At 57.7% G+C, this 23,234-nt stretch carries 20 protein-coding genes; 15 read left to right on the top strand and 5 right to left on the bottom strand.

The features are described 5' to 3' along the window. Positions 1 to 5: 5 nt before the first annotated feature. Complete coding sequence (locus tag IE102_RS05115; protein WP_189485310.1) at positions 6 to 431, bottom strand: RrF2 family transcriptional regulator; 426 nt, start codon at positions 429 to 431, stop codon at positions 6 to 8. A 199-nt stretch (positions 432 to 630) separates the two neighbouring features. On the opposite strand from IE102_RS05115, the gene IE102_RS05110 reads away from it, so the two are divergent. Together IE102_RS05110 and IE102_RS05105 are read left to right on the top strand one after the other, a co-directional pair. Next, positions 631 to 1,719, top strand: a complete 1,089-nt coding sequence (locus tag IE102_RS05110) for an ABC transporter substrate-binding protein (protein WP_189485308.1) — start codon at positions 631 to 633, stop codon at positions 1,717 to 1,719. A 55-nt stretch (positions 1,720 to 1,774) separates the two neighbouring features. After that, positions 1,775 to 3,034, top strand: coding sequence for a dicarboxylate/amino acid:cation symporter (locus IE102_RS05105; protein WP_189485307.1), 1,260 nt, complete (start codon positions 1,775 to 1,777; stop codon positions 3,032 to 3,034). Here the strand turns inward: IE102_RS05105 and IE102_RS05100 are convergent. Beyond that, positions 3,024 to 3,452 carry an organic hydroperoxide resistance protein gene (locus IE102_RS05100; RefSeq protein ID WP_189485306.1) on the bottom strand — a complete coding sequence of 143 codons (429 nt, stop codon included), beginning with the start codon at positions 3,450 to 3,452 and terminating at the stop codon, positions 3,024 to 3,026. The two genes, IE102_RS05105 and IE102_RS05100, sit on opposite strands and share 11 nt — an antisense overlap. Before the next feature lie 150 nt (positions 3,453 to 3,602). On the opposite strand from IE102_RS05100, the gene IE102_RS05095 reads away from it, so the two are divergent. The 4 genes from IE102_RS05095 (at position 3,603) to IE102_RS05080 (ending at position 8,610) form a co-directional block, all read left to right on the top strand. Then, a complete protein-coding gene (locus IE102_RS05095) occupies positions 3,603 to 4,064 on the top strand; it encodes a MarR family winged helix-turn-helix transcriptional regulator (RefSeq protein WP_189485304.1) in 462 nt (153 codons plus the stop codon). Then, entirely contained in the window at positions 4,061 to 6,082 is a 2,022-nt protein-coding gene (locus tag IE102_RS05090) for a glycoside hydrolase family 97 protein (protein WP_189485302.1), read from the top strand. Before IE102_RS05095 ends, IE102_RS05090 begins: the two co-directional genes overlap by 4 nt. A gap of 84 nt (positions 6,083 to 6,166) precedes the next feature. Beyond that, the gene (locus tag IE102_RS05085; RefSeq protein WP_229807568.1) at positions 6,167 to 6,964 is read left to right on the top strand and encodes a MipA/OmpV family protein; all 798 of its coding nucleotides are present in this window, start codon (positions 6,167 to 6,169) and stop codon (positions 6,962 to 6,964) included. 50 nt (positions 6,965 to 7,014) lie between these two features. After that, positions 7,015 to 8,610: a sodium:solute symporter gene (locus IE102_RS05080; protein WP_189485300.1), complete on the top strand. Its 1,596-nt coding sequence runs from the start codon at positions 7,015 to 7,017 to the stop codon at positions 8,608 to 8,610. Here the strand turns inward: IE102_RS05080 and IE102_RS05075 are convergent. Next, complete coding sequence (locus IE102_RS05075; protein ID WP_189485299.1) at positions 8,603 to 9,100, bottom strand: GNAT family N-acetyltransferase; 498 nt, start codon at positions 9,098 to 9,100, stop codon at positions 8,603 to 8,605. The two genes, IE102_RS05080 and IE102_RS05075, sit on opposite strands and share 8 nt — an antisense overlap. A gap of 152 nt (positions 9,101 to 9,252) precedes the next feature. Between IE102_RS05075 and IE102_RS05070 the strand changes: the two genes are divergently transcribed. Beyond that, entirely contained in the window at positions 9,253 to 10,416 is a 1,164-nt protein-coding gene (locus tag IE102_RS05070; RefSeq protein WP_189485297.1) for an aminotransferase, read from the top strand. Here IE102_RS05070 and IE102_RS05065 read toward each other — a convergent pair. Next, positions 10,403 to 13,189, bottom strand: coding sequence for a bifunctional diguanylate cyclase/phosphodiesterase (locus tag IE102_RS05065; RefSeq protein ID WP_189485296.1), 2,787 nt, complete (start codon positions 13,187 to 13,189; stop codon positions 10,403 to 10,405). The two genes, IE102_RS05070 and IE102_RS05065, sit on opposite strands and share 14 nt — an antisense overlap. A 264-nt stretch (positions 13,190 to 13,453) precedes the next feature. Here IE102_RS05065 and modA point away from each other — a divergent pair, with 264 nt between their 5' ends. Then, a complete protein-coding gene (modA, locus tag IE102_RS05060) occupies positions 13,454 to 14,197 on the top strand; it encodes a molybdate ABC transporter substrate-binding protein (RefSeq protein WP_189485294.1) in 744 nt (247 codons plus the stop codon). A 2-nt stretch (positions 14,198 to 14,199) separates the two neighbouring features. Continuing rightward, positions 14,200 to 14,877 (top strand): molybdate ABC transporter permease subunit, encoded by a 678-nt coding sequence (gene modB, locus IE102_RS05055; RefSeq protein WP_189485292.1) that lies wholly within the window; start codon positions 14,200 to 14,202, stop codon positions 14,875 to 14,877. 167 nt (positions 14,878 to 15,044) lie between these two features. On the opposite strand, the gene IE102_RS05050 is transcribed toward modB, so the two are convergent. Continuing rightward, positions 15,045 to 16,256: a nitrate/nitrite transporter gene (locus tag IE102_RS05050; RefSeq protein WP_189485290.1), complete on the bottom strand. Its 1,212-nt coding sequence runs from the start codon at positions 16,254 to 16,256 to the stop codon at positions 15,045 to 15,047. 275 nt (positions 16,257 to 16,531) lie between these two features. On the opposite strand from IE102_RS05050, the gene IE102_RS05045 reads away from it, so the two are divergent. From IE102_RS05045 to IE102_RS05020, 6 genes are all read left to right on the top strand, one after another. Then, the gene (locus IE102_RS05045; RefSeq protein WP_189485289.1) at positions 16,532 to 17,119 is read left to right on the top strand and encodes an ANTAR domain-containing response regulator; all 588 of its coding nucleotides are present in this window, start codon (positions 16,532 to 16,534) and stop codon (positions 17,117 to 17,119) included. Beyond that, positions 17,119 to 18,258, top strand: coding sequence for an ABC transporter substrate-binding protein (locus IE102_RS05040; RefSeq protein ID WP_189485287.1), 1,140 nt, complete (start codon positions 17,119 to 17,121; stop codon positions 18,256 to 18,258). Before IE102_RS05045 ends, IE102_RS05040 begins: the two co-directional genes overlap by 1 nt. 347 nt (positions 18,259 to 18,605) lie before the next feature. Then, positions 18,606 to 19,853 (top strand): alginate export family protein, encoded by a 1,248-nt coding sequence (locus tag IE102_RS05035; protein WP_373295581.1) that lies wholly within the window; start codon positions 18,606 to 18,608, stop codon positions 19,851 to 19,853. A gap of 29 nt (positions 19,854 to 19,882) precedes the next feature. Beyond that, positions 19,883 to 21,169: a CmpA/NrtA family ABC transporter substrate-binding protein gene (locus IE102_RS05030; RefSeq protein ID WP_189485285.1), complete on the top strand. Its 1,287-nt coding sequence runs from the start codon at positions 19,883 to 19,885 to the stop codon at positions 21,167 to 21,169. Between the two features lie 14 nt (positions 21,170 to 21,183). Beyond that, a complete protein-coding gene (ntrB, locus tag IE102_RS05025) occupies positions 21,184 to 22,116 on the top strand; it encodes a nitrate ABC transporter permease (protein WP_189485283.1) in 933 nt (310 codons plus the stop codon). Between the two features lie 123 nt (positions 22,117 to 22,239). Beyond that, positions 22,240 to 23,049, top strand: a complete 810-nt coding sequence (locus IE102_RS05020; protein ID WP_189485281.1) for an ABC transporter ATP-binding protein — start codon at positions 22,240 to 22,242, stop codon at positions 23,047 to 23,049. Positions 23,050 to 23,234 lie beyond the last annotated feature (185 nt).

Raw genomic sequence — 23,234 nt, 5'->3', positions numbered from 1 at the left:
GAAACTTATGATACAGGTAAATTCGGTATGGGCCGGGCAATCGTCGCCCCTTCCAGCACCCGCGCTACCGCGTCACGGGCGGAGACCAGAATATTGCGCAACTGGCAATCTTCGGGGGTTGGGCAATCCTCGCACTCCGCATAGGCGGTACGGCTGGCGCAGGTCGTCAGCGCCAGAGGCCCGTCGACCAGACGGATGAGATCAGCAATGGAAATCAGATCGGCAGGCTTAGCCAAAGCATAACCGCCGGAACGTCCGCGGCGCGAAATCAACAGCCCTTCGCGGCGCAATTCCAGCAATATGCCCTCAAGGAAATGCAGCGGCGCCTTGATGCGCTCGGCCAGTTCCCCGGCCTGCAAGGTCTCACCCGCCGGTGCCTTGGCCAATTCCTGCATGGCGCGGATGGTGTATTTGGCTCGCTGGGATAACATTATCTGAGTATGGACGCCGTGAGTGAACTTTAGGTTCCATAAGCCAGAATCTGCACCGCCTCAAGGTTTTAACGCAAATCCTGACCGCAAGGCCTGCGATTGTTGACATTTTCTGAGCTTAGGGTTGAGTTTTTATCGCGATCAAATTTAAAACTAATATGATAGGAAATAATGATTACCGCCATCGAATAGTCTTATCATGCCCCATTCCCAGACACCGCCGCCGCCACGCCCCCCAAAGCCTCACTCAGGCCCCGCCCAACTGGTGTGGTATGCGCGCTGCCCGACGCTGACAGCGCTGGGGCTGATCGCCAATCGCGGCATACTTCAGCGTGAGTTTTTGCGCGAAAACATCAACGTCATTTCGGTGCGTGAAAATTCGACGCCAGCAGTGCGTCAGGGCCATCTGGATCACACCCTGCCTAACCTGATCCGCGAAGCCGATGCGGCCACGGCCCTGTGGGCCTACGGCTTAAATGGCCGCAGCCGTCTGCTGGCGCTGGGGGCGACTTATCATTCGGTGAGCGTGGTCGTGCCTCAGAAAAGTCCGTTACGATCCCTGCATGATCTCAAAGGGGTGCGATTGTCTGTGCCGCGTGAGGCGGGGTCATTTTCGCCTGCGCGGGTGCGGGCTTTGCGGGCCTGGGAGACGATAACCGCCTTCGCAGGCTCCGGCCCGGAGGCCGTGGAATTTACCAATGTGGTCTCCGATCATCCGTCGGTGCCGTTTGGCGACATCGCCCGCCGTGAGATCGAAGCCCTGCTGGGCGGGCAAACCGACGCCGCCATTCTTTATGGGGCCAAGGGGATTGAGTTGGCGCGGGCCGCCGGTTTGCGCGAACTGCACCGCTTTTCCGCTACCGATATTCGTCATGATGACAGACTGTCCGGACTGATCGAACTGCGGGCCGTGACGGTCGACGATCCGTTCCTTGAGGCTGAGCCCAATGTGGTGGCGCGGCTGTTGCGGCAGTTATCTGAGGCCCACCATTGGGCGCAAACCTTCCCGAAGGAAGCCCTCAACCAGATTGCGATCGAAGGCAAGGTCAGCGCCGATCTGGCGTTTGAGGCCTACGGTGATCTGTTCGTCGAAGGCGCACAAATCGGGCTGGAAGCGTTCCGCCAGAAGCCGCTTTCTGACCTTGAACAATGGCTGAAAACGCGCGGCTTTATTGCCGCCGATCTGTCGGTCGGGGACTGGCTGCGTTCGGATATTATCCAAAGCCTCCACCCCGCTCCTGCGGCGGAGAGACGCCACACGGAGGGGAGCGCCTTATCGTCGGTTTGACAGCTAAGGCTTAGCCCCTATATGTCTGTCTGGTCGCTCACCTCTGGTAATCTCCATGCTCAGCCTGCTCAATAAAACCCCGTTCTGGCTGCGCACCGTCATCGGGCTTGTGGCCGGTATTGCCGTCGGAGTGATTTTCGGCGAACGGGCCGTGCCCTATGTCGAGCCAATCGGCGATTTGTTTTTACGGCTGATCAAGATGCTGATCGTGCCGTTGGTGTTTTTCACCATCGCCTCATCGATTGCCAAACTCGGCCATCAGGACGGCGGCAAGACTGTCAAATTAGGCGTACAGACTATCCTGTGGTTTATGGTGACCTCAGCGCTGGCGGTGACGCTGGGGCTTGGGATCGGCCACCTGTTTCAGCCGGGGCTTGGCCTGACCGGATTGCCGCTGGCTGAGCTTAAGCCCAAAGACATCCCGCCGGTCGTCGATGTATTCTTAGGCATAGTCCCCACCAATATCATTGATGCCTTCGCCAAGGGGCAGGTGTTAAGCGTTGTGTTTGTCGCCATCATTGTCGGCGCGGCCCTTGCGGCTTTGCGTGATAAAACCGAATCCTTAAGCCGTATCGTTGATCAGGGCTCACAGGTCATGTTTCAGATCACGCGCTGGATCATCCGCCTGACCCCCATCGGGGTGTTTGGCCTGATCGGGTCGGTGGTCGGCTCATATGGGCTGGAAAGCCTGACGCCGTTATTAGGCTTCATCGGCGCGATTTACCTCGCCTGCCTGATCCATGTATTCGTGATCTATCCCATATTGCTCAAGCTGCATGGCCTGCGGGTGAGCGGGTTTTACAAGGGTGTGTTTCAGGCCCAGCAGACGGCGTTTTTTACCTGCTCATCGCTAGGCACCCTGCCCGTGTCGCTCAATTCAGCGATCAATAATCTCAAACTCTCGCCGTCCTATGCGGGCTTTGCCATACCACTGGGGGCCAATATGAAGATGGACGGCTGCGGCGCGATATATCCGGCCATAGCCTCGATCTTCACGGCCAACTATTTCGGGATTGAATTGACGCCCGCCCATATCGTGATCATCTATATCAGCTCTATTCTGGGGTCGCTGGCGACCGCAGGTGTGCCAGGGGTGGCGACCGTCATGCTGACCCTGACACTGACCGCTGCGGGCCTGCCGCTGGAAGGGCTGGCGCTTTTGGCCGCCATTGACCGCATCATTGATATGGTCCGAACGGCCACCAATGTGACGGGCCAGATCCTTATTCCAACGCTAGTGGCCCGCGAAAATGGCCTGATCGACAAGGAAAGCCCCTTGCTGATCAGGCCTGAAGTTAGCGTGATTAAACCCTAACCAAAGTCACTTCGATATTGCCGCGGGTGGCGTTGGAGTACGGGCAGACCTTATGGGCTTCGGCGATCAGGCGGTCGGCCGCTTCGGCCTCAACGCCCGGCAAGGAAATCTTCAGGGTGACTTCAAGGCCAAAGCCGCCGGGGGTCTGACCGATACCGACTGAGGAGTCGATAGTTGTATCGGCAGGGACCGCGACCTTATCGCGGCCGCCGACGAATTTCAGTGCGCCAATGAAACAGGCGGCATAGCCGATGCCAAACAATTGTTCCGGGTTGGTGCCCTCCCCGCCGGCACCGCCCAGTTCCTTGGGCGTCGACAGCTTGACGGAAACCTTGCCGTCATCGGTGGAGCCGGTGCCTTCACGGCCGCCGGTAGCGCGGGCATGGGCGGTATAGAGAGCGTTGATCTTGGTGGTCATGGTAGTCTCCTTTGGGGTTTGATATGAACGCGAATACATTTCGATGATGGATAATTAAATTGTGCACAATGTTTTGTCAATTTAATTGTGTGCAATTTAATTGATTTTTCCGTAAAAATATGATACCTATCTGATATTAAAGGATAAAAAATGTCAGAAACCCGCGAAACCCCCGAATTATGGCTGCATAACCAAATTTGTTTTGCGGTTCATTCGACCGCCCATGCCTTTACGGCGGCCTATAAGCCGCATCTGGACCCGCTTAATCTGACCTATCCGCAATACTTGGTCATGTTGCTGCTGTGGGAAAAGGATGATCAGTCGGTCAGCGAACTGGGTAAGCCTTTGTTTCTCGACAGCGGCACCCTGACCCCGCTGCTTAAGCGCTTGCAGGCGACCGGCTATATCAACCGCACCCGTGACCACAACGATGAGCGCGTCATGCGCATCACCCTGACTGACGCGGGTAAGACGCTGAAGCAAAAGGCCGTCTGTATACCGCATGAGATGCTGGAGACCATGGGCATGTCGGTCGAGCAGGTCATGGCCTTGGGGCAGGATGTACGCAAGTTAGGGCAGGCCCTGCGCTCTGATGCCGGTAGCCGCTCATGAGCCAGTCCGCCACGACAGCCTTTGCCGTTCCGTCGGCGCGCGCCGGTGAGGTGGTCGCCCATGCCGCCTCACCTGACGGATCGATCACCGTCCAAATCCGCATCGGCAATGAAGGCCATGCCACCTATGCCATTAGCCGCCATGGGCAGGAGGTTATCTCCCCGTCGAAACTGGGGTTTCTGTTTGCCGATCAGCCGAAATGGGAGCGCAACCTGACCCTGACCGCGCAGTCGCAATCCCAGCACGATGAGACCTGGGAACTGCCGTGGGGTGAGCGCCGGTTTGTGCGCAATCACTATACCGAACTGCGCATTGACCTGACCGAGCGCAACCGGCTTTTGCGCACAATTACCGTGGTGTTCCGCCTATTTGATAACGGCTTTGGTTTTCGCTATGAGTTCCCCGATCAGCCGCAATTAAAGACCGTCAATATCGTTGAAGAACAGACCGAGTTTGCCATAACCGAGCCTGCCACCGCCTGGTGGATACCGGCGGGAGAGTGGAGCCGGTACGAATTTCTTTACAACAAAACCCCGCTGGCCGAAGTGTCACAGGCCCACACCCCGATCACCCTGCGCACCGCTTCCGGCCTGCATCTGGCCTTGCACGAAGCGGCACTCATAGACTATTCGGCCATGTGGCTTCGGCGCTCGACCGGGCAGGTGTTGAAGGCCAATCTGTCACCGTCCGGTATTGGCCCCAAGGTGGTGCGCACGGCGCCGTTCAACACCCCGTGGCGGACGGTGCAGATCGCGGGTACCGCGGGTGGGCTGATTGAGAACGACCTTATCCTCAATCTAAATGAACCCAATGCGCTGGGGGATGTGTCATGGGTCGTGCCGCACAAATTCATCGGCATCTGGTGGGAGATGCACTTAGGATTGACGACGTGGGGGTCAGGGGAAACACATGGCGCCACCACGGAACGCGCCAAAGCCTATATCGATTTTGCGGCGGAACATGGCCTTCGCGGTGTGCTGATCGAAGGGTGGAACACCGGCTGGGATGCGGAATGGTTTGCAGACGGCAGCACCTTTGACTTCACCACCGCCTATCCCGATTTCGACCTTGAAGCCGTCGCCGCCTACGCCAAATCAAAAGGCGTGCGCATCGTCGGTCACCACGAAACCGCAGGCAATGCCGCGCTTTATGAATCCCAGCTTGAGGCCGCCCTTGATCTCTATCAGCGGCTGAGTGTCGATTCCGTCAAAACCGGCTATGTGTCGGATGCGGGCGGGTTTCGCACGATTGATGCGCAAAGCCGCGACCATTACGCCTGGCATGACGGGCAGGCCGCATCGCGTCATCATCTGAAAGTCGTGCTTGAGGCCGCCAAACGCCAGATCGCCATCAACGCCCATGAGCCGATCAAGGACACCGGCCTGCGCCGCACCTATCCCAACTGGGTTGCCCGCGAAGGGGCGCGCGGTATGGAATATAATGCCTGGGGCAATCCGCCCAATCCGCCGGAACATGAGCTTAATCTGGTGTTCACGCGCCTGCTGTCCGGGCCGATGGATTTCACGCCGGGGATATTGAGCTTAGAGGGCGTGAACCAGCCGCTCAATTCGACCGTGGCCAAACAACTGGCGCTATATGTGATCATCTATTCGCCGGTGCAAATGGCGGCAGATACGATCGAAAATTACCAAAAACATCTTGCGCCGTTTCAGTTTATCAAGGACGTGCCGACCGACTGGGGCGACACCCGTGTGCTGAATGGTGAGGTCGGTGAGTTTGTGACGATTGCGCGCAAAGACCGCGGATCGGCTGACTGGTATCTGGGCGCCGCCACCAATGCGCAACCGCGCCGTTTGGACTTGTCTCTCGATTTTCTGGATGCGAACAAGACCTATCAGGCGACCATCTATCGCGACGCGGACGATACCGACTACCGCACCAATACCCGCCATCACTATGTCATCCAGACGCGCACCGTATCCACCCATGACACACTTACCCTGAACCTCGCCCCCGGCGGCGGGCAAGCCATCAGATTTACACCGCAAAACCTATAGATACTTTGTTTTTGCAGGTGCTAAGGGTTGATCTGTCTGGGTAACATCCTATGTGGGTGCCAGCGCTCAAGGAAAGACACGACCATGTTGAAAACTGCCGCCGCCCTGATGACCTCTCTGGCCGTGATGACCACCGCTCACATGGCCCACGCACAGGCCCAGCCGTTCAAGGCTGTCGAAGCCCCTAAAACATGGACGCTCGATGTCGGCGCAGGCCCCGTCTATGGCTTTAGCCCCAGTGGCAAAGACCCTAATCAGGTGCGCGTCACGGCGTGGGGATCGTTCAACTATAAGAACCGCCTCTATGCCAACGGCCTTGACGGGCTGGGCTATAATGCCATTTTGCGCGATAAGGTGCGGGCGGGGTTTCAGTTGCGCCCACGCTATGCCGGACAATCAAATGTTGAGGGCCTCGTCCTGCCGGATCGTGGCTGGGACGCCGCCACCTATGCCTATGTGCGGGTGCTCGATAATGTCTCGATCGGCGGCCGGATCGGTCAGGACATCAGCGGCCAATCCGAAGGGACGGCCTGGCAGGTATCCGCTTCACGGCAGGACATCACCAAGGTCGGCCTGCTGCAAAGCCTTGCCTATGTGCGCGGCGGTGATAAAAAAACCAATCAGGCCTTTTTCGGTATCGACCCGGAAGAATCCGCCGCCACCGGCATTGCCCCCTATAATCTGGGCGGCGGCGTACAGAACGTGGGCGTGGCGTTTCTGATGATGACGCCCATCAAGCAATACGGCATCGGCACCTTTGTGAACGCCGAAAAAGCGCTTGGGGACGTGGCCGACAGCCCGCTCATTCAAGCGCGCGAAAACAAAGACATGGCCTATCGCTGGGGCATTGTCGTGGTGCGCCGTTTCCATTCTGACAACTAGCGCACACCTGCAAACCCTGTCATGTTGCCTGAAAAAACCGCAGGGGCGATATGGCAGGGTTTCAGTTATCTTGGGTAGATAGTGTTATCATCGCGGCCTATCTTATCGGGCTGGTCACGTTGGCGCTGATGGCCCGCACCGGCGCGCTAAATCCCGACAAGGCCCGCGACCACTTTCTGGCCGGTCGCTCGGCCCCGTGGTACATGATCGGCTTTGCGCTGTTTGCCTCCAACATGACCGCCGTCGGTATGATTGGCCTGCCCGGATCGGCCTATGCGCACGGGATTAATGTCCATAATTATGAGTGGATGGGCACGCTGGTTCTGCCGCTGTTTTGTGCGTTTGTGCTGCCGACCTATCTGTCCTCGAATGTGTTCACCGTGCCGGAGTTCCTTGAGCGGCGCTATTCGCGGTTTGCGCGCACCTATCTGTCGGGCCTGACCATTTTCCTGTGTGTGCTGGCCGACACGGCGGGCGCCCTGTTTGCTGGCGGCGTGCTGCTGCAAATCCTGTTGCCGGGTGCCGCCCTGTGGCAGATATCGTGTGTGCTAGCCTTGTGTGCGGGCATATTCCTGATCATCGGCGGCCTTCGTGCGGTAATGGTCACCGAAGCCATTCAGGCGGTCATTCTGCTGATCGGCGGCGTGATTGTCGCCGTACTGACCGTCAATGCCGCAGGCGGCTGGGAGGCTATCAAAAACGGCGTGCCCGCCTCACACCTCAGCCTGATCCGGCCCGATAACGACCCGGTCATGCCGTGGACGGGGCTGGTGACCGGCGGGCTGATCATCGGCTTTTATTTCTGGTGTACCAATCAGTTTATGGTGCAGCGGATGCTGGCGGCCCGGTCACTGGATCACGGGCGCTGGGGCGGGCTGTTTGCGGGTTTGCTGAAACTCAGTTCACTGTTTTTGCTGTGCATCCCCGGTGTGGCGGCCGTGCTGATTTTCCCCAGCCTTGCGCGCCCCGATCAGGTCTTCCCCAGTTTGATCCTGACGCTATTGCCAACAGGCATTTTAGGCATACTGATCGCTGCCTTTCTGGCCACCATTATATCGACGCTGGCGGCTAATTACAATGCGGCCTCGACTTTGGTGACCATTGATTTTGTGCGCCGGTTCAAGCCGGATATGAGCGATGCCGCCCTGATCCGTGCCGGCCGGATTACGGTCGTTATCCTCATGCTGCTGTCGATGTTGTGGGTGCCGATGATCGGGGCGATGCGCGACAGTCTATGGCAATATTTGCAGGCGATCCTCAGCTATTTCGTGCCACCGGTCGCCGCGGTATTTTTTGCAGGCCTGTTCTGGCGACGGGCCAATGACGCGGGCGCGAAAGCGGGGCTGATCATCGGCACACTATTGAGCGTGGTGTTTTTCATCAGTGTGGAAATCACCCACGCCGTAAACCTGCATTTTTTGAAAGCTGCGTTTGTGATCTTTGCAGTAAGTCTCATTGCGACCGCCATAGCCAGCCTGATGACGGCCCCACCGGAGGCTGAGCGCGTCAACCCACTGACCTTTTCCGGCGATCTGTGGCAACGGGAAACCTTGGCGCTTAAGTCATTGCCTTGGTGGCAGAACTACCGCATCCTGTCGGTGGCGTTGATTGTTGTCACGGCCCTGATGGTGTGGATGTTCAGGTAAGCCGCAACACGTTTTCGCGGATCGCCGTCTTGCGCGCTTCGGCATAGTAGCGGTCATGACCGATCAGGCTAAACCCGCATTTTTCCAGCACGCGCTGAGAGGCCAGATTGTCAAAGGCGATACGCGCAAACAGCGGGCGCCTGGGCTCGATCTCCAGAAACTGAATCAGGGCCTCGGTCGCAATCCCGTGCCCCCAGAATTCCCGCCCCAGCCAATAACCGACGCAGCGCACGCCCATACAGTCAAAGCTGACGATGCTGCCCGCGATCTGACCTTCCCACAATATGGTGCGGCGAAGGATGGTCGGGTCGGTACGGATATGGGTCCAGAACTTATCAAACGCGATGCGGTCGGACGGATTGCGCGGCGTGAACGCGGCCATATGGTTGGCCTCGGCATCCTGCTGCTGCGCGAAAAAGACATTGAGATCGCTGTGACCGACGTCGCGTAAGCTGATCTCGGCGGGTTTTGTTTTAAAACGCGCGAGCATGTTGTAAAGACCCTTTATGAAGGGCCGATACTGACTAAAAAAGGGTTAGCAAAAAGTTACCAACAGCCATTGATGCGGTAAAATTTAACACTTTAAACAAACTCCACCCCATAAATAAAAACAGCGTAAGCGCCAACCTTACCGGAGCCAGTATGAACCCCGTCTTTCGTGATCTGAAAACCTCGATCTTTGAAACCATGTCTTTGCGGGCGCGGGAACTTGGGGCCGTCAATCTGGGTCAGGGTTTTCCGGAAAGTGACGGATTTAAAGATGTCCGCCGGGCCGCCGCCGAAGCGCTGATCCACCAGTCAAACCAGTATCCGCCCATGCGCGGGCTGATGGAATTACGCCACGCGGTCGCGGCGTTTTATGGCCGCACGCAGAACCTTAAACTCGATACAGCCAATGTGCTGATCACCTCCGGGGCTACGGAGGCCATTTGTGCCGCCCTTTTGGCGCTGATCACCCCCGGCGATGAGGTGGTGGTGTTTGAGCCGATGTACGATGCCTATATCCCGCTGATTGAGCGCGCGGGCGGTGTACCCAAGATTGTACAGCTTAAGCCGCCGCACTGGCGCTTTGACGATGAGGATCTGAAAGCCGTCTTTTCGGATCGCACCAGGCTGGTCATGATCACCACGCCTAACAACCCGACGACGCACGCCTTGACGCGGGATGAACTGGAAAGCCTGGGCCGGTTTTGTGCGCAATATAATGCCGTCGTCATCAGCGATGAAGTGTGGGAAAATGTGGTCTTTGACCAGCCGCACTTAAGCGTTCTGCATATCGACAGCCTCAAAGACCGGGCGCTGAAAATCGGATCGGCGGGCAAGCTGTTTGCCCTGACCGGCTGGAAAGTGGGTTTCGTGTGCGGGCCGCAAGCTCTGATCGATCAGGTCGCCCGCGCCCATCAGTTCATCACCTTTACCACGCCGCCAAACCTGCAACATGGTGTGGCCTACGGTCTTGGTCTGCCCACCGCGCGTTTCGATGAGGCGCGCACGGAACTGCGCATCGCCCGCGATTATATGGCGACGCGCTTGGGTGATGCAGGGTTTGAGATTTTACCTGCCGATGGCAGCTATTTCTTGAACATCGACCTGACGCCGCTGAACCTTAAGATGGACGGGCTGGCCTTTGCACACCACGCCTTAGAGACCGGCGGCGTGGCGACTATCCCGCTTCAGTCCTTTTCCCCGACAGGGCGCGAACTGCCGATCCTGCGGTTGTGCTTTGCCAAGTCGCAGGCTACGCTCGATAAGGGGATCGACGGCTTGATCAGTGCTGCCCAAACCGCCGCACTTAAGCCGATTTAGCTCGTCTAATTTCCTCGCCGGACATGGGCGCCGGACGGCCCAGCAGGTACCCTTGCGCCTCATCGCAACCTTCTGCGCGCAGCAAACTAAGCTGGGTTTCAGTTTCGACCCCTTCGGCCAGCACCGGCACATTCAGGCTCTTACCCAGCGCCAGAATAGCCTTGATGATCGCCAGCGATTGCGGGCTTTGTTCGGCTTCCATCAGGAACGACCGGTCGATCTTGATCTTGTCGAACGGGAAGGAATTGAGCGTATCAAGCGACGAATAACCGGTGCCGAAATCATCAATGGCGATGGTCACCCCCAGCGCCTTAATCTGACGCAGGATATGCAGGGCGCGAACCTTATCACCGATAATGGTCGACTCCGTGATCTCCAGTTCAAGTCGCTTGGGTGACAGGCCGGTCTCGATCAGTATCTCATGCACCACCTGTACCAGATTGACATTGCCCAACTGCACAGGCGACAAATTGACAGCGATCTTGGCATCATTATCCCAGCTCGCAGCCTCACGGCAGGCGTTTCTCAAAACCCACTCCCCGATTTCGAGGATCGCACCGCATTCTTCGGCCACGGGTATAAAATCGACCGGCGACACAAATCCGCGCGTCGGGTGTATCCAGCGCAGCAGGGCCTCATAGCCGGTCGTTTCACCCGTCATGACGGATTTCTGGATCTGGTAGTAGACCTGGAATTCATCGTTTTTGATGGCTTCCCACAGATCCTTGGCGATGGCGCGGCGATCACGGGCCGCCTCATCCATGCGGGCTTCGTAAAAGCAGAACCGCTCGCCGTGGCTGGCCTTGGCGCGGTACAGCGCCAGATCAGCATTGTTCATCAACGGGTCGCGCTTATCAGCGTCCTGCGGGAAAATAGCGACCCCAAGGCTGCCTTCCGGCGTCAGTTCATAGCCATCGAGATCGATCATCGCGCTTAAGGAATCGTTCAGGCGACCGATGAAATCCATCAGCTCCGCCTCATCCTCAAACCGCTTAACTGCCGAAAACTCGTCACCACCAAAACGGGCGACAAATTCATCTTCGTGCAGCATCTCCTGCATCCGCGCCGACAAGGTTTTCAACACCTCATCCCCGGCGGCGTGGCCACGGGTGTCGTTAATTTCTTTGAACCGATCAAGGTCAATGGCGACCACCGCGACCTTAAGATGGTGGCGACGGGCCCAGTCCAGTTCCTGATTCAAATAGGTATTGAAGTGCTCACGATTTGGCAGGCCAGTCAGGCCATCGTGACGGGCCATGTGAGCGATGCGCTCCTCGTCGCGGCGCTGGGCCGTGATATCGGTATAGGTCGCCACCCACCCGCCTTGCGGCATAGGCCGATATATCATTGAGATGACCGTATTTTGCGAGGCTTCGACAACCAGGCTTCCACCGCCGGCCGTATACAGCAGGGCCTTGTGCTTGGCGTAGGCTTCGCGCACTGTTGCCCCATCCGGGACACTTCCGTCACGCGCGGCCAGCCCCTGCTCGATCAGGTGTCTGAAACTTGACCCCTCATAAACCGCGTCGGCGGGCAGGTTAAACATTTCGGTAAAGCGCGGATTACTGAGTACCAGTCGCTCATTCTTATCGAACACACACAATCCCTGCGACATGTGTGTCAGCGCCATGTCGAGATTGCCCGACATTTTCACAAGGCGCTCATGGTCCGCGCGGCGGGAGGTGACATCACGCGTGATTTTCGCAAAGCCGAGCAGGTTGTTATTTTCATCGCGCACCGGCGTAATAATGACGTGCGCCCAGAACGGTTCGCCGCCTTTGCGCAGACGTAAGCCCTCTTCCTCATAGCGGCCCGTTTCAAGGGCAATCGACAGGGCCGTCGCCGGGCCACCCGCTTCGCGCGTGTCATCAGGATAGAAACAGGAGAAATGCTTACCGACGATTTCAGCCGCCTTAAAGCCCTTAATGCGCTCGGCCCCGGCATTCCAGTTATTTACGTGGCCATGCTCATCCAGCATGTAGATGGCGTAATCCGTCACCCCTTCGACCAGAATTTTAAAAGTCCGCTCCGATGCGGCCACTACCGCTTCCATACGCCGTCCCTGAACCGCCGCCGACAAACACACCGCCAGGACCGACATGGCCGCTACGGCAATCGCCAGCGACATGCTGTCCGGTTTGAGCATCAGCCCGCCAATAACTCGCGCCGGATCGGGAGTAATCACTACCCCGCCCATAGCGGTAAAATGGTGGGACACAATCGCCAGCACCAACAGCCCGGTCGCGGCCGCAATCCCCTTCCAGGTCTTGGCGCGCGCCGCCACCATCAGGGCCACAGCCCCAAACGCCATGCCCAGAACGATCGATGCCAGAACCAGATCCATCTGCCAGGAAATATAGCCCGGCATCTGCATGGCGGTCATGCCCATATAGTGCATGCAGCCGATGCCCGCGCCAACCAAGGCGCCACCCGCAGCCTGCGCGCCCTTGAAATCCGCGGTCACCGCCAAAGCGATACCGGCCCCGGTCACGACAATCGCCATCACCAGAGACAAAACGGTCAGATTCAGGTCATAGCCCGTCGCCACACCCGGATCATAGGCCAGCATGGCAATAAAATGCGTGGCCCAGATACCAAAGCCGGTCGCAAGTCCTGCGGTCAGCAGCCATTTCAGACGCGAGGCACCATCCGTCGCCTTGGCGCGCTGCATCAGGTTCACCGCAGCAAAGGACGACACAAGGCAGACTATGGCGGCCAATGCGACCAAAACCCAATCGTGCTGATCGGTAAGGCAGGAAATAACGCGGAACATTCTGGCTCCAAAAAATCCATAAGTTGAATTCATCAACTAAAATCGCAACCAAATGGCGAATAATGCCGCCATAGGCCCGAATTCATTGGTCTTTTTATGAAATAATGATTTTTTTGGAGTTAACTGGCTGGCGTTGTTTAAAAATACTTCTAAGCTTACCTTACGTAAGCATTTATACTTATTGCAGCGCACAAAAATGATATTCGTTTGCCCTGACGGTTCATGACCTTTAGGATTTGAAGCCGCGCTATTTAAGGGGCTGTCATGTTGTTACGCCTGCTCATATGCCTGTTGTGGCTCCTGCCCATAACGACGATAAGCCATGCCGGTGAGGTCAAGGTGGCGGTGGCCGCCAACTTCACGGAACCCGCCAAAGACATCGCCGCTGCGTTCAAGGCGCGCACCGGCCATGAGGCGAGTTTGAGCTTTGGCCCGTCAGGTCAGTTCTACACCCAGATCATGAACGGCGCGCCCTATGAGGTCTTTATGTCCGCCGACGCCGAGCGCCCCATCAAGGCGGAACTGGAAGGACTGGGCGTCAACGGCACCCGTTTTGTCTATGCTTACGGGGCCCTGGTGCTGTGGAGCGCCGATCCAAAACTGATCGACCCGAAAGGTGCCGTTCTGAAAAGGGCAAAATTCAGCAAAATCGCTATCGCCGATCCGGGCACCGCACCCTACGGCGTGGCCGCCGTTGAAACGCTTAAAAAACTGGGCATTTATGAAGCGGTCGCCCCTAAAATCGTCAAGGGCACCTCGATCGCCCAGACCTATAATTTCGTCTCAACCGGATCGGCGGAGCTTGGGTTTGTGGCCTCATCGCAGGTATATCGCACAAAGGCAGGGTCGCGTTGGATAGTGCCGAAATCCTATTACACACCCATAGATCAGCAGGTGATCCTCCTGAAAACCGGCGATAAAAATCCGGCCGCGCGGGCGTGGCTGACCTTTCTGAAGTCGCAGGAAGCCATCCGGATTATCCGCTCATACGGTTATGAGGTCCGCTGAAGGTGGTAAGTTCCGAAGGTCTTGGGGACGCGGTCCACATCACGCTGTCGCTGGCAGCGGTGACGACGGTTCTGCTGCTGCTGATCGCCACCCCGCTGGCCTGGTGGCTGGCGCGCGGCCACAGCGTTTTTAAGGATGTGGTGACGGCGATCACCACCCTGCCCATTGTCCTGCCGCCGACCGTGCTTGGCTTTTATATGCTGGTGGCGATGGGCCCCAACAGTCCGCTGATGGTGCTGCTTGAACCGTTCGGCATCCGCACCCTGAATTTTACGTTTACCGGGCTGGTGATCGGATCGGTGTTCTATTCCCTGCCGTTTGCGGTGCAGCCGATACGCAACGCTTTTGCGTCTATTGACCCCAAGCAACTGGATGTCGCCTCATCTTTAAGCGCGTCACGCCTGCGCACCTTTTTTGAGGTGGTCGTGCCACAGTCACGCAGAGGGTTTGTGACCGCGGCGCTGCTGGTGTTTGCCCATACCATCGGTGAGTTCGGTGTCGTGCTGATGATCGGTGGCTCTATTCCGGGCAAGACCGAAGTGATCTCGATCCGCATCTACCAACTGGTCGAACAACTGCGCTGGGGCGAGGCCCATCAACTGGCGGCGGGCCTTGCGGTGTTTGCCTTTGCGATCATCATGACCCTGCTTTGGATGGACCGGCATAGGGCGAAGTCATAAAAAAACAGGATCTGCGAGGGGGCACGCAGATCCTGTTCAGGTTTCTCCGAAGATATCAGATAGTTTCAGACCAGACGCTTACGCTTACTAACACTTTTTAAAAGTCCCTCGCCGGGCGATGGCTCCGCCATCTTGGCCGCCACCGCAATGGTGGCTTAGACGAAAGTCTAAATCCGCGCGTCAGCAATGGCCGCACCCCAGGTCGTGCGCCAACGGCGCTTGATCAGGGTCAGACCAACAAACGCAACCACCGCCAGCACTGCAAAGCCGATCAAGCCGGGCTGATAGCTGCCCAGAGCCTGCTTTGAGACCCCAAGGCTGGCCGCCAGATAAAAGCCGCCGATGCCGCCGAACATACCGACCAGCCCGGTCATGACACCAATTTCATTACGGAAACGCTGCGGGACCAGTTGGAAGACCGCGCCATTGGCCATGCCAAGCGCGCTCATGCCGACGATCAGCACACCCAGCGTGGCATAGGCGCTGGGCAGCTTGACGCTCATGATCACGAGGGCCACCGCCGCCACCACATACATGATCGACAGGGTACGGATGCCACCGATTTTGTCGGCCAGACCGCCGCCAATCGGGCGCACCAGAGAGCCTGCAAACACGCACGCCGCCGTAAAGAAGCCCGCAATGACCGGCCCCAGACCATATTCGACGTTGAAATAGATGTTGAGCGAAGAACTCAGGCCCACAAACCCGCCGAAGCTGACGCCGTAAAACAGCATGAACCACCACGCATCGGGCTCTTTCAGGATGCTCAGATATTGCTCAAGCTTTTTCGGCGCGGGCTGATCCGGTGCGTCCTTGGCAAAGAGCATATAGATGACAAAGGCGATAATCAGCGGGATGGCCGCCAGACCAAACACGGTCGACCAGCCGAACGCCTTAGCCAATGACGGCGCAAACAAAGACGCAAATACGGTGCCGGAATTGCCGGCCCCGGCGATGCCCAGCGCTATGCCCTGATACTGCGGCGGATACCAGCGCGAGGCCAGCGGCAGGGCCACCGCAAACGACGATCCGGCCACGCCCAGCACAACACCCAGCGCCAGAATGCCTTCGTAGCTGTTGACGTTCAAAAGCCACGCCAGCAACAGACCGGCAATGACAATCATCTGGCTGATGGCGCCGGTCATTTTCGGCCCGATGCGGTCAACCATAACCCCGCTAACCATACGCAACAAAGCGCCGGTCAGGATAGGCACGGCGACCATGAAGCCTTTTTCGGCGGGTGTCAGGCCCAGATCGGCGGCAATCTGCACACCGAGCGCGCCCAAAAGCACCCAGACCATGAAGCTCATGTCGAAATAGAGAAAGGCAGAAAACAGAGTCGGGGCGTGCCCGGCCTTAAGGAACTCTTTGGAGATCATGACGAACCTGCGATGACAAGACGTGCGTAAACACGTGTGTGGGGGAATGTAAGGTTGAGTTACGACTGTCCGGTTCGTCCCGGAACACTGACCTTCGTTGGCCAGTTCCCCAATCGCTGTTATCCCACACATAAGCGATATGGCCCCCTCGCGTCAAGATGGCCTGATTTTTTTGTCACTTAAGCGTCATTTGATGCAACGTGCCCTCTTGCGCGACGCAGCATTTTTAGCATAGCCGTAAAGGGCGATTCACCGCCCGGCTAAAAGTTTCCCGCATGAACGTCCTGATTATCGATCCCGATGATGCCCGCGCGGCCCTTGTGGCCGAGGGCATACGCGCGGATAGCGCCCATCAGGACGCGACCATCCATCACTGGCCGCGGTTTGAACTGGCGCGCCTCAAGGACATCAACCCGGAGATGGTGATCATCGCCTGTGAGAGTCCCGACCGCGACACGCTCGATGCGCTCCAGATCGCCCATGAGCAGGCCCCGCGGCCGGTGGCCATGTTTGTGGATCGCTCAGACGCAAATACGACGGCTGAGGCGCTGGAAGCAGGCGTCGCCGCCTATATCGTCGATGGTTATTCGCCCAATCGGGTCGCCTCGATCCTGACGGTCGCCACCCATCGTTTTAACCTGATGCAGACCCTGCGGGCTGATCTGACCAAGGCCAAGGCAGACCTTGCGGCGCGCAAGAGTATCGACCGTGCCAAGGGTGTTCTGATGACCTCACGCGGGATCAGCGAAGACGACGCCTATAAGATTTTGCGCAAGCACGCCATGGATACCGGTCGGCCGATGGCTGCCGTCGCCGCCGATATTCTGGCTATATCCGGCCTTTTGAAACCGGGAGAAGGATAATGGTTCTAAGCCTGAAAATCGGTTTCAGCCCGCTCAACGACTCAGCCCTTGTGCTGCTGGGCGAGGCGCTGGGTTATTACAGCGCCGAAGGACTGGATGTGACCTTAAGCCGTGAGGCCAACTGGTCAAACATTCGCGATAAGATGTCGTATGGTTTGCTGGATGCGGCTCATGTACTGGCGCCCATGCCGCTGTCGCGGGGCTTAGGGTTGGGGCCGACCTTGGGTAAGATCATTGCCCCGATGGCGTTGGGGGCCAATGGCAACAGCGTGGTCGTGTCGCCGCATCTGATGACGGCGCTTATTCATGACGATAAGACCAAGCTGCTGGATACCGCCCGCGCCTTGCGTGACGAGATTTCGCGCAGGCGGGCGGCAAATGCTCCCAAAGTCGTGCTGGCCATGCCCTTTGCCTATTCGCCCCACCATTTCGTGCTGCGCCATTGGGTCGCGGCGGGGGGGATCGATCCTGACCGTCAGGTGCAGTGGGTGGTTCTGCCGCCGTCGCGCATGGCCGATGCCTTAAGGGATGGGGTGATCGACGGCTTTTGCTCCGGCTCGCCCTGGCCGCAGATGGCGCAACTTAACGGCGACGGACAGGTGCTGTTTTCTGACCCCGATTTCTGGACGCTCAAGCCCGAAAAGGTGTTGGGCGTGCGCGAACCGTGGGCCAATGAGAACCCTGACGGCGTGATTTCTCTGGTGCGCGCCCTGCTCAAAGCCGCCCAATGGGCTAAGGCGGCCGACACCGCCGATCTGGCCAAAATTCTGGCGCAACCGGGCTATGTCGGGGCGCCATTAGAGGCCATTGAGCTGGCCCTGTCGAGCGAAGGGGCGGGCCTGCTGCTTGATCCGCAAACCACAACCTTCCCGTGGATCAGCCATGCCAAATGGTTCATGGGCCAGTTTGTGCGCTGGGGGCTTACGACACCGGAACACGACTTTGACACCATTGCCCGCCAGATCTACCGCCCCGACCTGTGGCGGCAGGCGGCGGCGTCTCTGGGGCTCGATATTCCCACAACCGATGAAAAAACCGAGGGCGGCGAGCCGGTGCCGTGGACGCTGGACGCCTCACCCAACCCCATTTTAATGCCGGCCAATGAGTTGTTTGACGGCGGCATTTTCCGCAGTGCCTGACCGATCAGGGCTTTAATTTCAAACGAAACCACTTTGGCGCTTTGTCCGCAAGGGTCGCAAAGCCTTAAGAATGACGGTTTTGATGACCCTTTCGTGACATTTTTGCTGCACCGCACCGCCTGATATGAAAAATATTTCGCAAATGCACGAATTTCCATTGACGAAATGAAAAATCAGGATGAGGCTTACAGTACAGCCAAGGATGGCTAAAGTATTCTTATTCGCCAAGGACGGCGTTTAAACCTCCATCATAAAGACAGTGACGTCTCAAGTTTTGATCGCATCGGGTTTCGGTGTGAAAAATTCTTGAGGCGTTTTTTTTTGCTCACACATTGGGGATATTAAAAGTGGCAAAACTTAAGCCTATCGGGAACTTGCGCCTTTTTTTCTGCGCGACCACTGCATTAACATGTGCTGGCATCTCAACCTCATCTTTCGCCGAGGATACGATTACTGAGGCACTACAGGCTTCAAAGCCTATACTCGAATCGCGTCTGAGGTATGAAAACGTCGATCAACCCGGCTTGCGTGAAGGCAATGCCGTGACATGGCGCAACCGCGCCGGCTTTCAGTCGGGTGAGTTTAAGGGGTTCAAGTTACTGGCTGAAATCGAAGATGTCCGCGCGCTTCAGGACGACTACAACTCAAACCTGAACGGCAAGATCGCCTATCCGGTCGTTGCCGATCCGGAAGTGACCGAGGTCAACCGCCTGCAACTGACCTGGACGCCGACGGCCTACACGACCATCACCGTTGGGCGTCAGCGCATTGCCCTTGATGATCAGCGCTTTATCGGCACCGTCGGCTGGCGACAGGATGAGCAGACCTTTGACGCCGCCCGTATTGATACCGCCTTTGGCAAGCTAAAGCTGACCTACGCCTATATCAACCAGGTCAACCGGATCTTAGCCGAAGCGCGCGACTGGGATTCCAACTCCCACGTCCTCAACGCCACCTATTCGGTGTCAGAAGCCCTGAAACTACAAGCCTTTGACTACGCGCTTGAGTTCGATAATGCCGCCGCCTCTTCGACCAATACCTACGGGGTGCGCGCGACCGGCAGCCTGTGGGCCTCGATGTTCAAGCTGGCCTATGCGGCGCAATATGCCGAACAAAAGGACTACGCCAACAATCCGGCCGACTTCAAACTGGCGCAATATTCGGCTGATGTCAGCGCGACCTACGACATTTTCACCGCCAAACTGAACTACGAAGTGCTGGAAGGCAACGGCACGCAGGGCTTCATAACACCGCTGGGGATGGTCCATGCGTTTCAGGGCTGGTCGGATGTGTTCTCGGCCAATGGCGGCAACAAGACCCACGTCAATGGCATCAAGGACATGAATTTCAGCCTGATCGCCGCCACTCACACCAAGGTGCCGTGGCTGATGAATCCGACCTTTACGGTCATTTACCGCGACCTTGAAACCGAACGCACGGGTCAGGCATTGGGCACGGAATGGGATGCGCTGGCGACCGCAGGCCTGACCAAAAACCTCAGCCTGATGCTGAAATATGCTGATTTTGAGCGCGCCAACACCGCCGCCCCCGCCTCCCGCACCAAGCTGTGGGTCGGTCTCGAATACAAGCTTTAACCGCGAAGACTTTGAAGGACTTTACCACCATGACTGATATCAAATCCAAAGCTGTCGCGGCTGACATCCAGCCCTCACGCCGCACGCTCCTGACCGGCGCGGCCCTGACGCTGGCCGCCGCCAAGCTGGCCCTGCCGTCCGGGGCCTGGGCGGCCGGAAAGGGGCCGGAAGTGGCCTCGGCCCGTCTGGGCTTTATTGCCCTGACCGATGCCTCCCCGCTCATTATCGCCAAGGAACGCGGCCTGTTCGCCAAGTACGGCATGCCCGATGTTGAGGTGCTGAAACAGGCCTCATGGGGTGCTACCCGCGACAATATCGTGCTGGGCTCTAAGGGCGGCGGCATCGACGGTGCCCACATCCTGTCGCCTATGCCGTATCAGTTTACGCTGGGTGTGGGTGCCCGCCCGACCCCGATGTATATTCTGGCCCGCCTAAACACCAATGGTCAGGGCATCAGCGTCGGCAACGACCTGAAAAGCGTCTCCGTCGGCCTGAACGCGTCTGGCCTTAAGGCCAAGTTCGCCCAGATGAAAGCCGCGGGCAATATGGCCAAGGTCGCCATGACCTATCGCGGCGGCACCCATGACCTGTGGCTGCGCTACTGGCTGGCGGCGGCGGGCGTGAACCCTGATACGGATTGCTCAACCATCGTCATTCCGCCGCCCCAGATGGTCGCCAATATGAAGGCTGGCACGCAAGATGCCTTCTGCGTGGGTGAGCCGTGGAACGGTCAACTGGTCAATCAAAAGATCGGCTATACCGCCACCACAACGTCTGAAATCTGGATGAACCATCCTGAAAAAGCCTTGGGGATGCGCGCTGATTGGGTTGATAAATACCCAAATGCTGCCAAGGCTTTGATCGCGGCCTGCATGGAAGCGGCCCAGTGGTGCGACGCCAACCGTCAGGCCATGTGCGCTATCGCCGCGGGCCGTCAGTACATCAATGTGCCGATAAACGATATTGTCCCGCGCCTTCAGGGCAAGATCAATTATGGCGATGGCCGCAATGTCACGGGTTCACCGCACCTGATGAAGTTCTGGGCCGATTTCGCCGCCTTCCCGTTTAAGTCGCACGACGCCTGGTTTGTCACTGAGAACAAGCGCTGGGGCATTATCGATGATGCGGTGAATACGCAGGCGCTGGTGAACAAGGTCAACCGCGCTGACCTGTGGCGCGAAGTGGCCAAGCAATACGGCATCAAGACCCCGGCCTCAGACTCACGCGGTGTCGAGAAATTCTTCGATGGCAAGGTCTTCGATCCGGCTAACCCTGCCGCCTACCTTAACAGCCAGCCGATCAAGAAACTGGCTTAACGCGGAGACCTGACATGGCTTTCGATACACCTAAACTGGTAACCGGGGAGGCATCTGTGCCAGAGACTCACACCAAAGAGGCCTCGCCTGTACCCGCGCGTGCCACCCCACGTGACCCGATCGCGCTCGCCCAGCAAAAGCAGATCAATGCCGCCAAGCTGCGTAAGTTTGCGGATAAGGTCTCGACCTGGCTGATGCCAGCCCTGACCATTGCCGCCTTCCTGCTGATCTGGGAAGTGATCGCCAACGCCTTTCCGGGCGGTCTGCCGGCGCCATCTATGGTGCTGATGGAATCTCAGGAACTGATTTTCAACCCGTTCTATGATCGCGGCGGGGTCGACAAAGGCCTGTTCTGGCATGTCATGACCTCGCTCAGCCGGGTAGGGATCGGCTTTGGTCTGGCGGCGATTGCGGGCGTGCTGTTGGGCGCATTCATCGGCACGGTCGATCTGGCGCGTAAGGGCCTTGATCCGATCTTTCAGGTCTTTCGCACCGTGCCGCCGCTGGCCTGGCTGCCGATTTCGCTGGCGGCCCTTCGTGAAGCGGAACCTTCGGCCTTGTTTGTCATTTTCATCACCTCGATCTGGCCGATTGTCATCAATACGGCGGTCGGTGTGCGCAATATCCCGCAGGACTACCTAAATGTCGCCAAGGTATTGCGCCTGCATCCGGTTGAGTTCTTTTTCCAGATCATGCTGCCCGCCGCCACTCCGCATATATTCACGGGTCTGCGCATCGGGGTAGGTATGAGCTGGCTGGCCATTGTCGCCTCAGAAATGCTGCTGGGTGGGGTCGGGATCGGCTTCTTCATCTGGGATCAGTATAATTCGTCGCGCATGTCCGACATCATCGTCGCCCTGATGTGGGTCGGCATGGTCGGGTTTATTCTGGACCGTCTGGTGGCCATGCTGGGTCAATATGTGTCGCGTGGGACTACGGCGGATTAATCTAAACTCACGGAAAAGTCCCTCGCTGACGCTCAGTGTACTTTTCCGTGGCCCATACGGCCGAAGTCAGGCTTGAGGCGGCTCTACGCCTGACTTCGGCATCTTTCATATTTGAGGCAAGTCATGCAAAAACCCATTCTTTCCCTTGAAAACATCTATGTCGATTTTGAGCGCGACGGGGTGATTTCCCATGTGCTCGACAATGTGTCCTTAAGCGTTCACACGGGCGAGTTTATCTCGATCATCGGCCACTCCGGCTGCGGGAAATCGACGCTTTTGAACGTGGTGGCGGGGCTGGTGCCTGTCACTATGGGTGCCGCCCTGCTGGAAAACAAGGAGATCAACGGCCCCGGCCCGGAGCGGGCTGTGGTATTTCAGAACCACTCCCTGCTGCCGTGGATGACGGTCTATGAGAACGTCAAGCTGGCGGTCAACAAACTTTATGGCCACTCTGAGAGCATGAAAAAGGTTCATGAGCGCGTCATGAACAATCTCGATCTGGTCAAGATGACCCACGCCAGGGATAAGCGCCCTGGCGAGATTTCCGGCGGCATGAAACAGCGCGTCGGCATTGCCCGCGCGCTCAGCATGGAGCCCAAGGTGCTGCTGCTGGATGAGCCGTTCGGCGCACTTGATGCCCTGACCCGCGGCCATCTTCAGGACACGGTCATGGAACTGCACGACCGTATCAAGGCGACGGTTTTGATGATTACCCACGATGTTGATGAAGCCGTGCTGCTGGCGGATCGGGTGGTGATGATGTCGAACGGCCCCAAGGCGACCATTGGTAAGATTGTTGATGTGACTTCACCGCGTCCGCGCGTTCGCCGCGAGCTTTACAATGATCGTAGCTTCATGGGTTGCCGTCAGGAGATCGTCAGCTTCCTTGAGGAACACGACCGCGTGGTCAAGTTCGAGCCGGTTCCGGTATAATATTTATACCTCCCCAATGCGCTCAAGCAGCGTAGCGGTAGCGCACTAAAATGCGCCGGGGAGGGGGACCGCACGAAATCGCGAAGCGATGAGATGTGGTGGTGGGGGCTCTTTGCTGTTGTCAACCTGACAGATCTGAGTGAAAATCTTCTTACGTTGCCCCCCTCCGTCATTTCGCTACGCTC

Origin of the sequence: Asticcacaulis endophyticus (genome assembly GCF_014652575.1) — a bacterium.
Taxonomy (GTDB): Bacteria; Pseudomonadota; Alphaproteobacteria; order Caulobacterales; family Caulobacteraceae; genus Asticcacaulis; species Asticcacaulis endophyticus.
The sequence above is the reverse complement of the archived record's forward strand: the minus strand, read 5'-3'. Positions and strand labels throughout refer to the sequence as shown.